11 protein-coding genes and 1 tRNA gene are annotated in these 15,312 nt (G+C 57.4%); all 12 read left to right on the top strand.

Going from position 1 to position 15,312, the window contains the following annotated elements:
- The first annotated feature begins 60 nt into the window (after positions 1-60).
- The 12 genes from B7O88_RS17420 to fusA all read left to right on the top strand — a co-directional run bounded on the left by B7O88_RS17420 (position 61) and on the right by fusA (position 15,251).
- A tRNA-Trp gene (locus B7O88_RS17420) sits at positions 61-136 on the top strand.
- 38 nt (positions 137-174) lie between these two features.
- Positions 175-543: a preprotein translocase subunit SecE gene (gene secE, locus B7O88_RS17425; protein WP_088278018.1), complete on the top strand. Its 369-nt coding sequence runs from the start codon at positions 175-177 to the stop codon at positions 541-543.
- Positions 544-552: 9 nt separating this feature from the next.
- Entirely contained in the window at positions 553-1,086 is a 534-nt protein-coding gene (gene nusG / locus B7O88_RS17430; protein ID WP_088278020.1) for a transcription termination/antitermination protein NusG, read from the top strand.
- 118 nt (positions 1,087-1,204) lie between these two features.
- Positions 1,205-1,636 (top strand): 50S ribosomal protein L11, encoded by a 432-nt coding sequence (gene rplK / locus B7O88_RS17435; protein WP_088278022.1) that lies wholly within the window; start codon positions 1,205-1,207, stop codon positions 1,634-1,636.
- Positions 1,636-2,331 carry a 50S ribosomal protein L1 gene (rplA, locus tag B7O88_RS17440; protein WP_088278024.1) on the top strand — a complete coding sequence of 232 codons (696 nt, stop codon included), beginning with the start codon at positions 1,636-1,638 and terminating at the stop codon, positions 2,329-2,331. Before rplK ends, rplA begins: the two co-directional genes overlap by 1 nt.
- Positions 2,332-2,548: 217 nt before the next feature.
- Positions 2,549-3,049 (top strand): 50S ribosomal protein L10, encoded by a 501-nt coding sequence (gene rplJ / locus B7O88_RS17445; RefSeq protein ID WP_088278026.1) that lies wholly within the window; start codon positions 2,549-2,551, stop codon positions 3,047-3,049.
- Positions 3,050-3,121: 72 nt separating this feature from the next.
- Positions 3,122-3,493: a 50S ribosomal protein L7/L12 gene (rplL, locus tag B7O88_RS17450; protein WP_088278028.1), complete on the top strand. Its 372-nt coding sequence runs from the start codon at positions 3,122-3,124 to the stop codon at positions 3,491-3,493.
- A gap of 217 nt (positions 3,494-3,710) precedes the next feature.
- Complete coding sequence (rpoB, locus tag B7O88_RS17455; protein ID WP_088278030.1) at positions 3,711-7,781, top strand: DNA-directed RNA polymerase subunit beta; 4,071 nt, start codon at positions 3,711-3,713, stop codon at positions 7,779-7,781.
- Positions 7,782-7,845: 64 nt separating this feature from the next.
- A complete protein-coding gene (gene rpoC / locus B7O88_RS17460; RefSeq protein ID WP_088278032.1) occupies positions 7,846-12,045 on the top strand; it encodes a DNA-directed RNA polymerase subunit beta' in 4,200 nt (1,399 codons plus the stop codon).
- A gap of 144 nt (positions 12,046-12,189) precedes the next feature.
- Positions 12,190-12,561 (top strand): 30S ribosomal protein S12, encoded by a 372-nt coding sequence (rpsL, locus tag B7O88_RS17465; protein ID WP_080048726.1) that lies wholly within the window; start codon positions 12,190-12,192, stop codon positions 12,559-12,561.
- Positions 12,562-12,656: 95 nt separating this feature from the next.
- The gene (rpsG, locus tag B7O88_RS17470) at positions 12,657-13,130 is read left to right on the top strand and encodes a 30S ribosomal protein S7 (protein ID WP_088278034.1); all 474 of its coding nucleotides are present in this window, start codon (positions 12,657-12,659) and stop codon (positions 13,128-13,130) included.
- A gap of 18 nt (positions 13,131-13,148) precedes the next feature.
- Positions 13,149-15,251 carry an elongation factor G gene (fusA, locus tag B7O88_RS17475; protein ID WP_088278036.1) on the top strand — a complete coding sequence of 701 codons (2,103 nt, stop codon included), beginning with the start codon at positions 13,149-13,151 and terminating at the stop codon, positions 15,249-15,251.
- Positions 15,252-15,312 lie beyond the last annotated feature (61 nt).

Here is a 15,312-nt window from a genome sequence, read left to right on the forward strand (position 1 = left end):
GTAATATCGGTTGATCTTGAACTGTCGGGCCGGTAGTATTGCCGGCTCGACTGCGATTACAGGCCAGTAGCTCAATTGGCAGAGCGGCGGTCTCCAAAACCGCAGGTTGGGGGTTCGATTCCCTCCTGGCCTGCCAGATTAAAATCTGGCTTCCAAAACAGGACTTGAAGATTCATGAGTGCTAAGGCAGAGCTTAACGATAGCCGCTTCGATGTGATCAAGTGGGTTGTTGTGGCTTTAATTGTCTCCATCGGTGTTTTTGGGGATTCCTACTTCTCTGCCGAGCCTGTTTTGTACCGCGCGATCGCGCTTGTTGTTCTTGCACTGGTCGCGGGCTTCGTTGCGCTGCAGACAAGCAAGGGCAAGGCGTTCTGGTCGCTGCTCAAAGAAGCGCGTATCGAAATACGCAAGGTCGTTTGGCCTACTCGGCAAGAAACCACACAAACAACCATGATCGTTGTTGCGGTGGTTCTGGTTATGGCCCTGATCCTCTGGGGGCTTGATAGCTTGCTGGGTTGGATCGTCTCTCAGTTCATTGGTTAAAGGTGCTCCGTGTCTAAGCGTTGGTACGTAGTGCATGCCTATTCGGGCTTCGAAAAGCATGTAATGCGCTCTCTCCAGGAGCGTGTCAAGCTGGCCGGAATGGAAGACCAATTCGGCGAGATTCTGGTTCCCACCGAAGAAGTGGTGGAAATGCGCAACGGTCAGAAGCGCAAGAGTGAGCGCAAGTTCTTCCCGGGGTATGTGCTTGTTCAAATGGAAATGAACGAGGGTACATGGCACCTGGTCAAGGATACTGCGCGAGTTCTCGGTTTTATTGGTGGTACCGCCGACAAGCCGGCGCCGATCACTGATAAGGAAGCCGAAGCCATTCTTCGTCGCGTTGCAGATGGCACCGACAAGCCGAAGCCGAAGACGCTGTTTGAGCCCGGTGAGGTTGTTCGTGTTACCGACGGTCCCTTTGCTGACTTCAATGGGGTTGTTGAAGAAGTTAACTATGAGAAGAGCCGTGTTCAGGTGGCTGTTCTTATTTTTGGTCGCCCCACGCCAGTGGAGCTAGAGTTCGGCCAGGTCGAAAAAGGCTGATCTCTCCTGATTTCCTGAGCCCTGCAACGCCTAGCGCGTTGCGGGGCTTTGTTGTCGGTATCAGGGGCTGTTTTTAAACGGGAAGCCGCAAGGCGCTATTACCCTTCGGAGAAAGACAATGGCAAAGAAGATTCAGGCTTATATCAAGCTGCAAGTCAAGGCCGGTCAGGCCAACCCGAGTCCGCCGGTTGGTCCGGCTCTGGGTCAGCACGGCGTAAATATCATGGAATTCTGCAAGGCGTTCAACGCCAAGACCCAGGGCATGGAACCTGGTCTGCCGACTCCGGTGATCATTACTGTTTACAGTGACCGCAGCTTTACTTTTGAAACCAAGAGCACCCCTGCAGCCGTTCTGCTGAAAAAAGCAGCTGGTCTGAAGAGCGGTTCTGCGCGTCCGAACAGCCAGAAAGTGGGTACCGTCACCCGTGCTCAGCTGGAAGAGATCGTCAAGGCCAAAGAGGCTGATCTGACCGCTGCTGATCTGGAAGCTGCCCTGCGCACCATCGCTGGTTCCGCGCGCAGCATGGGCCTTAACGTGGAGGGTGTGTAATGGCTAAGCTGTCCAAGCGTCAAAAGGCAATTGCCGAAAAGGTACAGGCTAACAAGGCTTACACCTTCGAAGAAGCTGCAGCCGTTCTGGCTGACGTATCCAACGTCAAGTTTGTAGAGTCGTTCGACGTTGCTGTAAATCTGGGCGTTGATCCGCGTAAATCCGACCAGGTCGTACGTGGCGCAACCCTGCTGCCAAACGGTACTGGCAAGACTGTGCGCGTTGCTGTGTTCACCCAGGGTGCCAACGCTGAAGCGGCTCTGGCTGCCGGCGCTGACAAAGTTGGTATGGACGATCTGGCCGCCGAAATGAAGGCTGGCGATCTGAACTACGACGTTGTTATCGCCTCTCCGGATGCAATGCGCGTTGTTGGTCAGCTGGGTCAGGTTCTGGGTCCGCGTGGCCTGATGCCGAACCCGAAGGTTGGTACCGTTGCTGCAGACGTCGCCACTGCCGTGAAGAACGCCAAGGCTGGTCAGGTTCGTTATCGCACCGACAAGAACGGCATCATTCACTGCTCCGTAGGCAAGGTAGGCTTTGACGCCACCGCACTGAAGGAGAACGTCGAGGCGCTGCTGGCTGACCTGAAAAAGGCCAAGCCGTCCACCTCCAAAGGCGTATATATCAAGCGCGTAACCCTGAGCACCACCATGGGTCCGGGCGTACAGATCGATCAGGCTTCCCTGAACATCTGATGTTGTTGGAGTGCGCCGTATGCACGGTGCGCTCTTCTTTGATTGGGGTCCCTGCATGGCGGGGGCTGTCCAAGACCGTAGGCGGCGCAAGCCTTAAACCCCGGGAGTGATCCCTCAGGCCTACGCAGATGGTGCTCCCGATTCAGTGCAGGCTGGATCAGACACCAAAACACGCTGCCCGCAAGGGCGGTTAATGGTAAATCCAGGAGTAAAACCCGTGGCAATTAAGCTCGAAGACAAAAAAGCCATCGTCGCTGAAGTCAACGAAGCTGCCAAAGGTGCGCTGTCTGCCGTTGTGGCTGATGCCCGCGGTGTGACCGTTGCTGCTATGACTGGTCTGCGCAAGGAAGCACGCGAAGCCGGCGTTTACGTACGTGTTGTACGTAACACCCTGCTGCGTCGTGCGATCGAAGGTACTCAGTACGAGTGCCTGAATGAAACTTTCGTAGGCCCGACTCTGATTGCCTTCTCCAACGAACACCCGGGCGCTGCCGCTCGTCTGTTCAAGGAGTTTGCGAAGAATCAGGATAAGTTCGAGATCAAAGCAGCTGCGTTCGAAGGCAACTTCCTTGCAGCAGGTGAAATCGACAAGCTGGCTTCTCTGCCGACTTACGACGAAGCAATCGCACAGCTGATGAGCGTTATTCAAGGCGCCACCAGCAAGTTCGTTCGTACTCTGGCTGCAGTCCGCGATCAGAAGGAAGCCGAAGCTGCCTGATCGGCGCCTTCAGTTTCCCTTTAACGCTTTTTTTCGACGGCTCCGCCGTCCCCAATACAGGAATTTAGAGTCATGGCTCTGACCAACGAAGATATCATCAACGCCGTATCCGAAATGTCCGTAATGCAGGTTGTTGAACTGATCGCCGCTATGGAAGAAAAGTTCGGCGTTTCTGCTGCTGCTGCTGTTGTAGCCGGTCCGGCTGCTGGTGGCGCTGCTGCTGCTGAAGAACAGACCGAGTTTGACGTTGTTCTGACCGAAGCCGGTGAGAAGAAAGTTAACGTCATCAAGGCTGTTCGTGAGCTGACCGGCCTGGGCCTGAAAGAAGCCAAGGCACTGGTTGACGGCGCTCCGGGCACCATCAAGGAAGGCGCTTCCAAAGAAGAAGCCGAAGCTGCCAAGAAGGCGCTGGAAGAAGCAGGCGCCAAGGTCGAGCTCAAGTAAGCTCGCCCGACCTTGCGTCGACAATCTGGTTCTATCCAATCAGATTGATGGCTGGTGGCCTGTGTGCCACCGGCCTTTTTCCGTTGTATCACGCCAAACTGGCGTACAACGCCCGCACTCCGAGGGAGTGAGCAAGACGAAGGGCTTGCACGCATTTTCAGGTTTTCCCGCGAAGCGGGGAGGCCAATCAAGCAGGTGACCAAGCTGGGGAACGCTGATGGCTTACTCATATACTGAGAAAAAACGTATCCGCAAGGACTTTGGCAAACTGCCGCATGTGATGGATGTGCCCTACCTGTTGGCCATTCAGCTGGACTCCTATCGGGAGTTTCTCCAGACTGACGCCGGCCAGGGCCAGATCCGTGATATCGGTCTGCACGCGGCCTTCAAATCTGTTTTCCCCATTATCAGCTATTCCGGTAATGCGGCCCTCGAATACGTCGGTTACCGCCTTGGCGAGCCGGCCTTCGACGTCAAGGAATGTGTGTTGCGCGGGGTTACCTTTGCGGTACCGCTGCGCGTCAAAGTGCGCCTGATCATCTTTGATCGCGAGTCGTCCAACAAGGCGATCAAGGACATCAAGGAGCAGGAAGTCTACATGGGGGAAATCCCCCTGATGACCGAGAACGGTACCTTCGTCATCAATGGTACCGAGCGTGTCATCGTTTCCCAGCTGCACCGCAGCCCGGGTGTGTTCTTCGACCACGATCGTGGCAAGACGCACAGTTCCGGCAAGCTGCTGTACTCGGCTCGCGTGATTCCTTACCGCGGCTCCTGGCTGGACTTCGAGTTTGATCCGAAAGACTGTGTCTTTGTTCGTATCGACCGTCGCCGCAAGCTGCCGGCGAGCGTTCTGTTGCGCGCACTGGGCTACCAGACAGAAGAAATTCTGGACATGTTCTACGACACCAACGTGTTCCAGGTTCAGGGTGAAAACCTGATGCTCGAACTGGTGCCCCAGCGTCTGCGTGGCGAGATCGCCACCCTTGACATCAAGGACAGCAAGGGCAAGGTCATCGTCGAAAAAGGTCGACGTATTACCGCGCGCCACATCAATCAGCTCGAGAAAGCTGGTATCGCCAGCCTGGAAGTGCCGTTCGACTACCTGATCGGTCGTACCATCGCCAAGCCTGTGGTGCACCCGGCTACCGGCGAAATCCTGGTTGAGTGCAACACAGAGATTACCGCTGACCTGGTACTCAAGCTGGCCAAGGCGCAGGTTGCCCGTCTGGAAACCCTGTACACCAACGAGATCGACTGTGGTCCGTTTGTGTCCGATACCCTGCGTATCGACAACACCAGTACCCAGCTGGAAGCTCTGGTCGAAATCTATCGCATGATGCGCCCCGGCGAGCCGCCGACCAAGGACGCAGCCGAGACCCTGTTTGCGAACCTGTTCTTCAGCAGCGAGCGCTACGATCTGTCTGCCGTTGGCCGTATGAAATTCAACCGCCGTATCGGTCGTGAAGAGATCGAAGGCGCTGGCGTTCTCAGCAAGGAAGACATCGTCGAGGTGCTGAAGACCCTGGTTGACATCCGTAACGGCAAGGGCGTCGTTGACGATATCGATCACCTGGGTAACCGCCGTATTCGCTCGGTTGGTGAAATGGCAGAGAATCAGTTCCGCGTTGGCCTTGTGCGTGTTGAGCGTGCGGTCAAAGAGCGTCTGTCCATGGCCGAAAGCGAAGGCTTGATGCCCCAGGACCTGATCAACGCCAAGCCGGTCGCTGCAGCAGTCAAAGAGTTCTTCGGTTCCAGCCAGCTGTCCCAGTTTATGGACCAGAACAACCCGCTGTCCGAGATTACCCACAAGCGTCGTGTATCGGCTCTTGGCCCGGGCGGTCTGACCCGGGAGCGCGCAGGCTTCGAAGTCCGCGACGTACACCCGACCCACTACGGTCGTGTATGTCCGATCGAGACCCCTGAAGGTCCGAACATCGGTCTGATCAACTCGCTGGCAACTTACGCTCGCACCAACCAGTACGGCTTCCTTGAAAGCCCCTACCGTCGTGTGAAAGACGCGGTGGTTACTGACGAGATCGTATTCCTGTCTGCCATCGAAGAAGCGGACCACGTGATCGCCCAGGCGAGCGCAAAGGTTGAGGGCGGCAAGCTGGTTGACGATCTGGTAGCGGTTCGTCACATGAACGAATTTACCGTCAAGGCGCCGGAAGACGTCACCCTGATGGACGTTTCGCCGCGTCAGGTTGTGTCCGTGGCTGCCTCGCTGATTCCGTTCCTCGAGCACGACGACGCCAACCGCGCACTCATGGGTTCGAACATGCAGCGTCAGGCGGTTCCAACCCTGCGTGCCGAGAAGCCGCTGGTCGGTACCGGCATGGAGCGTAACGTTGCCCGTGACTCCGGTGTTTGTGTGACTGCGCGCCGCGGTGGTGTGATCGACTCGGTCGACGCCAGCCGCATCGTTGTTCGCGTCAATGACGACGAAGTTGAAGCCGGCGAAGCGGGTGTCGACATCTATGTCATGACCAAGTACACCCGTTCCAACCAGAACACCTGCATCAACCAGCGTCCGCTGGTGAAAAAAGGCGACAAGGTTGCACGCAAGGATATCCTCGCTGACGGTTCCTCCGTCGACATGGGTGAACTGGCGCTGGGTCAGAACATGCGCGTCGCGTTCATGCCCTGGAACGGTTACAACTTCGAGGACTCCATCCTGGTGTCCGAGCGCGTTGTACAGGAAGACCGCTTTACCACTATCCACATTCAGGAGCTGACCTGTGTGTCCCGTGACACCAAGCTTGGGCCGGAGGAAATCACCTCCGATATCCCGAACGTGGGTGAAGCGGCACTGGGCAAGCTGGACGAGGCGGGTATCGTCTACGTTGGTGCTGAAGTGGGTCCGGGCGACATTCTGGTTGGCAAGGTGACGCCCAAGGGCGAGACCCAGCTGACCCCGGAAGAGAAGCTGCTGCGTGCGATCTTCGGTGAAAAAGCCTCTGACGTGAAGGACACTTCCCTGCGCGTGCCGACCGGCACCAAGGGCACCGTCATTGACGTTCAGGTGTTCACCCGTGACGGCGTCGAGCGCGACAGCCGTGCACTGGCAATCGAGAAGGAACAGCTCGACGAGATCCGCAAGGACCTGCAGGAAGAGTTCCGTATCGTTGAAACCGCGACCTTCGAGCGCCTTGCTGCCGCACTGGACGGTCAGATCGTCGAGGGTGGTGCCGGCCTGAAAAAAGGTACTGCACTGAACGCCGAGATCCTTGCTGGTATCGAGCGTGGCCAGTGGTTCAAGCTGCGTATGAGCGAAGACGCGCTGAACGAGCAGCTGGAGCTGGCTCAGGCCTATCTGGTTGATCGCCGCAAGCTGCTCGACGAGAAGTTTGAAGACAAGAAGCGCAAGCTCCAGCAGGGCGATGACCTGGCACCTGGCGTACTCAAGATCGTCAAGGTGTACCTGGCAATCAAGCGTCGCATCCAGCCGGGTGACAAGATGGCGGGTCGTCACGGTAACAAGGGTGTTATCTCGGTCATCATGCCGATCGAAGATATGCCGCACGACGAGAACGGTACGCCGGTTGACATCGTACTGAACCCGCTGGGTGTTCCGTCGCGTATGAACGTCGGTCAGATCCTCGAAACCCACCTGGGCCTCGCGGCCAAGGGGCTGGGTGAGAAGATCAACCGCATGCTCGAAGAGCAGCGCAAGATTGCTGATCTGCGCAAGTTCCTCGACGAGGTCTACAACAAGGTAGGCGGTCGTCAGGAGAATCTGGACGAGCTGAGCGATCAGGAAATCATCGAGCTGGCGAACAACCTGCGCGGTGGTGTGCCGATGGCAACGGCTGTATTTGATGGTGCTGCGGAGAGTGAGATCAAGCACATGCTGCGTCTCGCCGATCTGCCGGACAGCGGTCAGATGCGTCTGTGGGATGGCCGTACCGGTAATGCATTCGACCGTCCGGTAACCGTTGGTTACATGTACATGCTCAAGCTCAACCACCTGGTTGATGACAAGATGCATGCACGTTCCACCGGTTCCTACAGTCTGGTAACCCAGCAGCCGCTGGGTGGTAAGGCGCAGTTTGGTGGTCAGCGTTTCGGGGAGATGGAGGTCTGGGCTCTGGAAGCATACGGCGCTGCCTACACTCTGCAGGAAATGCTGACAGTGAAATCGGACGACGTGAACGGCCGTACCAAGATGTACAAGAACATCGTGGACGGAGACCATCGCATGGAGGCCGGCATGCCCGAGTCCTTCAACGTTCTGGTCAAGGAAATCCGTTCGCTCGGTATCGATATCGAACTGGAATCCGAATAATCACCAACTGCCCACGTCTCGGGCGGCGAGCGCCGCCCTTGAGACACTGCGAGGAGTATAGGCCTTGAAAGACTTATTGAACCTGCTCAAGTCCCAGGGACAGATTGAAGAGTTCGATTCCATCCGAATCGGCTTGGCATCCCCGGAGATGATCCGGTCCTGGTCCTACGGCGAAGTTAAAAAGCCGGAAACCATCAACTACCGTACCTTCAAGCCGGAGCGTGACGGCCTGTTCTGCGCCAAGATCTTTGGCCCGGTGAAGGACTACGAGTGCCTGTGCGGCAAGTACAAGCGCCTCAAGCACCGTGGCGTCATCTGCGAGAAGTGCGGCGTTGAAGTCGCACTGGCAAAGGTGCGTCGCGAGCGCATGGGGCACATTGAGCTGGCTTCGCCGGTTGCCCATATCTGGTTCCTGAAATCGCTGCCGTCCCGTATCGGTCTGCTGCTGGACATGACCCTGCGTGATATCGAGCGCGTGCTTTATTTCGAGAGCTACGTTGTCATCGAGCCGGGCATGACTACCCTGGAAAAGGGTCAGTTGCTGAACGACGAGCAGTATTTCGAAGCGCTGGAAGAGTTCGGTGACGACTTTGACGCCCGTATGGGTGCCGAGGCTGTTTACGAGCTGCTCAGCTCCATGGATCTGGCTCACGAGATCGGCAAGCTGCGCGAAGAAATTCCGCAGACTACGTCCGAGACCAAGATCAAAAAGCTGTCCAAGCGTCTGAAGCTGATGGAAGCATTCGACGGCTCCGGCAACAAGCCGGAGTGGATGGTTATGACCGTTCTGCCGGTACTGCCGCCGGACCTGCGTCCGCTGGTTCCGCTGGACGGTGGCCGCTTTGCGACCTCCGACCTGAACGACCTGTATCGCCGCGTCATCAACCGTAACAACCGTCTGAAGCGCCTGCTTGATCTGGCTGCGCCGGACATCATCGTGCGCAACGAGAAGCGCATGCTGCAAGAGTCGGTTGATGCGCTGCTGGACAACGGTCGTCGCGGCCGTGCCATCACCGGCACCAACAAGCGTCCGCTCAAGTCCCTGGCCGACATGATCAAGGGCAAGCAGGGTCGTTTCCGTCAGAACCTGCTCGGCAAGCGCGTGGACTACTCCGGTCGTTCGGTGATCGTGGTTGGTCCGACTCTGCGTCTGCACCAGTGCGGTCTGCCCAAGAAGATGGCTCTGGAGCTGTTCAAGCCCTTCATCTTCGGCAAGCTGGAGCACCGTGGTCTGGCGACCACTATCAAAGCTGCCAAGAAGATGGTTGAGCGCGAGCTGCCGGAAGTCTGGGATATTCTCGCTGAAGTCATCCGTGAACACCCGGTTCTGCTGAACCGTGCACCGACTCTGCACCGTCTGGGTATCCAGGCATTCGAGCCGGTTCTGATCGAAGGCAAGGCCATTCAGCTGCACCCGCTGGTCTGTGCGGCCTACAACGCCGACTTCGACGGTGACCAAATGGCCGTGCACGTTCCGCTGACCCTCGAGGCCCAGTTGGAAGCGCGTGCGCTGATGATGTCCACCAACAACATCCTGTCGCCGGCGTCGGGCGAGCCGATCATCGTGCCGTCCCAGGACGTGGTACTGGGTCTGTACTACATGACCCGTACCCGCATCAACGCCAAGGGCGAAGGCATGGCGTTCGCAAACGTCAATGAAGTCGAGATGGCGTACCGCAGCGGTCAGGTTGAGCTGCACGCGATGGTCAAGGTGCGTATCACCGAAACCGTCAAGCACAAGGACGAAAGCTGGACCACCGAGACCCGCATCGTCGACACCACTGTCGGCCGCGCGCTGCTGTTCCAGGTTCTGCCCAAAGGTCTGCCGTACGAAATGGTCGATCAGCCGCTGAAGAAGAAAGCGATTTCCAAGCTGATCAACCAGTGCTATCGCGTGGTAGGTCTGAAGGAAACCGTAATCTTCGCCGACCAGCTGATGTACACCGGCTTCGCCTACTCCACCATCTCCGGTGCGTCGATCGGCGTGAACGACTTCGTCATTCCTGACGAGAAAGCGCGCATCATTGACGAGGCGACCGAAGAAGTTAAGGAAATCGAAGACCAGTACGCTTCCGGTCTGGTAACCCAGGGCGAGAAGTACAACAAGGTCATCGACTTGTGGTCCAAGGCCAACGACGAAATCTCCAAGGCCATGATGGACAACCTCAAGACCACGCGCGTACTTGATCGTGAGGGCAAAGAGGTTGATCAGGAGTCCTTCAACTCCATGTACATGATGGCTGACTCCGGTGCGCGGGGTTCTGCTGCCCAGATTCGTCAGCTGGCCGGTATGCGTGGTCTGATGGCCAAGCCGGACGGCTCCATCATCGAAACGCCGATCACCGCGAACTTCCGTGAAGGTCTGAACGTACTGCAGTACTTCATCTCGACCCACGGTGCTCGTAAGGGTCTGGCCGATACCGCACTGAAAACGGCGAACTCCGGTTACCTGACCCGTCGTCTGGTCGACGTGGCGCAGGATCTGGTTATCACCGAGACCGACTGCGGCACCGACAAGGGTCTGCTGATGTCGCCGCACATTGAAGGTGGCGATATCGTAGAGCCGCTGGGTGAGCGCGTGCTGGGTCGAGTTGTTGCCCGTGACGTCCTCAAGCCGGGTAGTGACGAGACCATCGTGGCTGCCGGCACACTGATCGATGAGCAGTGGGTTGAGTTCCTCGAGAAGAACAGCGTCGACGAGGTCATCGTTCGTTCGCCGATCACCTGTGACACCCACTACGGTGTGTGCGCGACCTGTTACGGTCGTGATCTGGCGCGTGGCCACCTGATCAACATCGGTGAGGCCGTAGGTGTTATCGCAGCCCAGTCGATCGGTGAGCCGGGTACTCAGCTGACCATGCGTACGTTCCACATCGGTGGTGCGGCAAGCCGTACCTCGGCTGCTGACAGCGTTCAGGTCAAGAACGGTGGTACCGTCCGCCTGCACAACCTGAAGCACGTAGAGCGTGCCGACGGCGCCCTGGTTGCGGTTTCCCGCTCCGGCGAACTGGCTATCGCAGACGAATACGGCCGTGAGCGTGAGCGTTACAAGCTGCCTTACGGTGCGGTTATCTCGGTCAAGGAAGGTGACAAGGTCGACGCTGGCGCAATCGTTGCCAAGTGGGACCCGCACACCCACCCGATCGTTACCGAGATCAGCGGTACCGTTGCGTTCTTCGGTATGGATGAAGGCATCACCATCAAGCGTACCGCTGACGAGCTGACCGGTCTGACCAACATTGAGGTCATGGACCCGAAAGATCGCCCGGCTGCCGGCAAGGACATCCGTCCTGCGGTGAAGCTGGTAGACGAGAACGGCAAAGAGTTGCTGCTGCCAGGTACCGATGTGCCGGCTCAGTACTTCCTGCCGGCCAACGCGCTGGTCAACCTGTCCGATGGCGCCAAGGTGAACGTGGGTGACGTTGTTGCACGTATCCCGCAGGAAACCTCGAAGACCCGCGACATCACCGGTGGTCTGCCGCGCGTTGCCGACCTGTTCGAAGCGCGTCGTCCGAAGGAGCCGTCCATTCTGGCGGAGATCAGCGGCACCATTTCGTTCGGTAAGGAAACCAAGGGCAAGCGTCGCCTGGTGATCACGCCGAACGACGGCAGTGATCCGTACGAGGAGCTGATTCCGAAGTGGCGTCACCTGAACGTGTTCGAGGGTGAGCAGGTTACCAAGGGTGAAGTTATCTCCGACGGTCCGAGCAACCCGCACGATATCCTGCGTCTGCTGGGTGTCAGTGCGCTGGCCAAGTACATCGTCAACGAGATTCAGGACGTTTACCGTCTGCAGGGCGTGAAGATCAACGACAAGCACATCGAAGTGACCATTCGTCAGATGCTGCGCAAGGTCGAGATCACCGAGTCCGGCGACTCCAGCTTCATCAAGGGCGATCAGGTCGAGCTGACCCAGGTGCTGGAAGAGAACGCAGAGCTGGTGGCGCAGGACAAGTTCCCGGCCAAGTACGACCGCGTGCTGCTGGGTATCACCAAGGCCTCGCTGTCGACCGAATCGTTCATCTCGGCGGCTTCCTTCCAGGAAACCACGCGGGTTCTGACCGAGGCTGCCGTTACCGGCAAGCGCGATCACCTGCGCGGCCTGAAAGAGAACGTCGTTGTAGGTCGTCTGATTCCGGCCGGTACCGGTCTGGCCTATCACGCCGAGCGCAAGCGTCAGCGTATGGCCGACAAGCCGGTCAAGGTCAGCGCGAGCGAAGTCGAGCAGGCGCTGTCTGACGCACTGAACTCGAGCGAAGGTTAAAGGAAGGCCCGCTCCCTCCGGGAGTGGGCGCCTTGACGACAGGGGGCGGGGTCTATAGAATTCCGTACCCCTAAAATTGGCGGGGCACCATGTCCTGCCATTTTTTATTAACTATGTCTTACCGACATCAGTGGAGTTTGCTAGATGGCAACAATCAACCAGCTGGTTCGCAAGCCGCGTAAGCGCGTTGCTGAAAAGAGCGACGTACCGGCCCTGCAGAACTGCCCGCAGCGTCGTGGTGTGTGCACTCGCGTGTATACCACTACGCCGAAGAAGCCGAACTCGGCTCTGCGTAAAGTCTGCCGTGTTCGTCTGACCAACGGCTACGAAGTTTCTTCCTACATCGGTGGTGAAGGTCACAACCTGCAAGAGCACAGCGTCGTTCTGATTCGCGGCGGCCGTGTAAAAGACTTGCCGGGTGTGCGTTACCACACTGTTCGCGGTTCTCTGGACACCTCTGGTGTTAAAGACCGTAAGCAGGGTCGTTCGAAGTACGGCGCCAAGCGTCCCAAGTAATTCTATTTCATTTATCAGAGTCGATAAGAGTAAGGTCGGACGTAACCAGGTCGTTACAGTTCCGGGCTAACCTGAAGACCGTTTGAGGGCTTATCATGCCAAGACGTCGTGTAGCGGCAAAACGTGAGATCCTGCCAGAACCTAAGTACGGCAGCCAGATTCTCGCGAAATTCATGAACCACGTAATGGAAAGCGGCAAGAAGTCCACTGCCGAGCGTATCGTTTACGGTGCACTGGACAAGCTGAAAGAGCGTACCAAGACCGAAGATCCGGTCGAGCTGTTCGAGAAAGCTCTCGACGCTATCGCTCCGCTCGTGGAAGTTAAATCTCGCCGTGTAGGTGGTGCCACCTATCAGGTTCCGGTTGAAGTGCGTCCCTCCCGTCGCAACGCTCTGGCGATGCGCTGGCTGGTTGATGCTGCCCGTAAGCGTGGCGAGAAGTCCATGGCCCTGCGTCTGGCTGGTGAGCTGGGTGATGCCGCTGAAGGCAAGGGTGCTGCTGTCAAGAAGCGTGAAGACGTCCATCGTATGGCTGAAGCCAACAAGGCGTTCTCTCACTACCGCTTCTAAACGGCCAAGGAGACTGTTGTGGCTCGTACAACCCCGATCAATCTGTATCGCAATATTGGTATCTGTGCGCACGTCGATGCGGGCAAGACCACGACTACAGAGCGGATTCTGTTCTATACCGGCGTAAACCACAAAATGGGCGAGGTGCATGATGGCGCCGCGACCATGGACTGGATGGCGCAGGAGCAGGAGCGGGGTATCACCATTACTTCGGCGGCTACCACTGCCTTCTGGCAGGGTTCCGAGAAGCAGTACGACAAGCATCGCGTCAACATCATCGACACCCCCGGCCACGTCGACTTCACCATTGAAGTCGAGCGGTCGCTGCGGGTGCTTGATGGTGCTGTTGTTGTGTTTTGTGGTACGTCCGGTGTCGAGCCTCAATCCGAGACCGTATGGCGTCAGGCCAACAAGTACGGTGTTCCGCGAATCGTCTATGTAAACAAGATGGATCGCCAGGGCGCCGACTTCCTTCGTGTCGTTGAGCAGATCAAGAAGCGGCTGGGTCATACGCCCGTGCCTATTCAGCTGGCTATCGGTTCGGAGGAGAACTTCGCCGGTCAGGTTGACCTGATGCGGATGAAGGCGATTCGTTGGGATGAGTCGGATCAGGGTATGAGTTTCGTGGAGGAGGAAATCCCCGCGGAGCTGCGTGATCTGGCAGAAGAGTATCGCGAAAAGATGGTCGAGGCGGCCGCGGAGGCCAACGAAGACCTGATGAACAAGTATCTCGAGGAAGGCGAGCTTTCCGTCGAGGAAATCAAGGCGGGATTGCGTCAGCGTACGCTGGCCTGCGAGATCGTTCCGGCAGTGTGTGGTTCCTCGTTCAAGAACAAGGGCGTACCGCTGGTGCTGGATGCGGTTATCGACTATCTGCCTGCGCCTGATCAGGTTGCTGCCATCAAGGGCGTGCACCCGGATGATGAGGAGCGCACTGACGAGCGTCATGCCGACGACGCCGAGCCTTTCTCGGCGCTGGCGTTCAAGATTGCGACCGATCCCTTTGTGGGGACGCTTACCTTTGCTCGGGTTTACTCCGGCGTGCTGTCTTCGGGCGACGCGGTGCTCAACTCGGTGAAGGGTAAGAAGGAGCGCGTCGGGCGCATGGTGCAGATGCATGCCAATGCCCGCGAAGAGATCAAGGAAGTGCGCGCCGGTGATATTGCGGCCTTGATCGGTATGAAGGATGTGACCACTGGCGATACGCTTTGCGCTATCGACAAGCCGATTGTCCTGGAGCGCATGGACTTTCCTGAGCCGGTTATTTCGGTTGCGGTTGAGCCGCGCACCAAGGCCGATCAGGAGAAGATGGGCGTTGCTCTGGGCAAGCTGGCCCAGGAGGATCCTTCGTTCCGCGTGCGTACCGATGAAGAGTCTGGTCAGACGATCATCTCGGGTATGGGTGAGTTGCACCTCGACATTATCGTCGATCGGATGAAGCGTGAGTTCAGTGTTGAGGCCAATATCGGCAAGCCTCAAGTTGCCTATCGCGAGGCGATTCGCAACAAGTGTGAAGTCGAAGGCAAGTTTGTGCGTCAGTCCGGCGGTCGTGGTCAATATGGTCACGTGTGGGTTCGCTTCGAGCCTGCCGAGGGCAATGACGAGAAGCTTGAATTCGTCAATGAAATTGTCGGTGGTGTGGTTCCGCGTGAATACATCCCGGCCATCCAGAAGGGTATCGAGGAGCAGATGCAGAACGGCGTTCTCGCCGGCTATCCGCTGCTTGGCCTGAAGGCAACCGTGTTTGACGGTTCCTACCATGATGTCGACTCAAACGAGATGGCGTTCAAGATCGCAGCTTCGATGGCCACCAAGCAGTTGGCCCAGAAGGGCGGTGCTGTCCTGCTTGAGCCGATGATGAAAGTCGAAGTAGTCACCCCTGAGGATTATATGGGTGACGTAATGGGCGACTTGAACCGTCGTCGCGGTCTGGTACAGGGTATGGAAGATACTCCTTCCGGTAAGGTGATCCGCGCTGAGGTTCCGCTTGGTGAAATGTTCGGTTACGCCACGGATGTTCGCTCCATGTCCCAGGGACGTGCGAGCTACTCCATGGAGTTTTCGAAGTACGCCGAGGCACCCATGAACATCGCCGAAGCGATCATCAAGAAGCAAGGCTAACTTGAACCTAGGCTAATTAAAGAGGTTATCAACCGTGGCAAAAGAAAAATTTGAGCGTAGT

The sequence above is a fragment of the Halopseudomonas aestusnigri genome (assembly GCF_002197985.1).
GTDB classification, from domain to species: Bacteria; Pseudomonadota; Gammaproteobacteria; order Pseudomonadales; family Pseudomonadaceae; genus Halopseudomonas; species Halopseudomonas aestusnigri.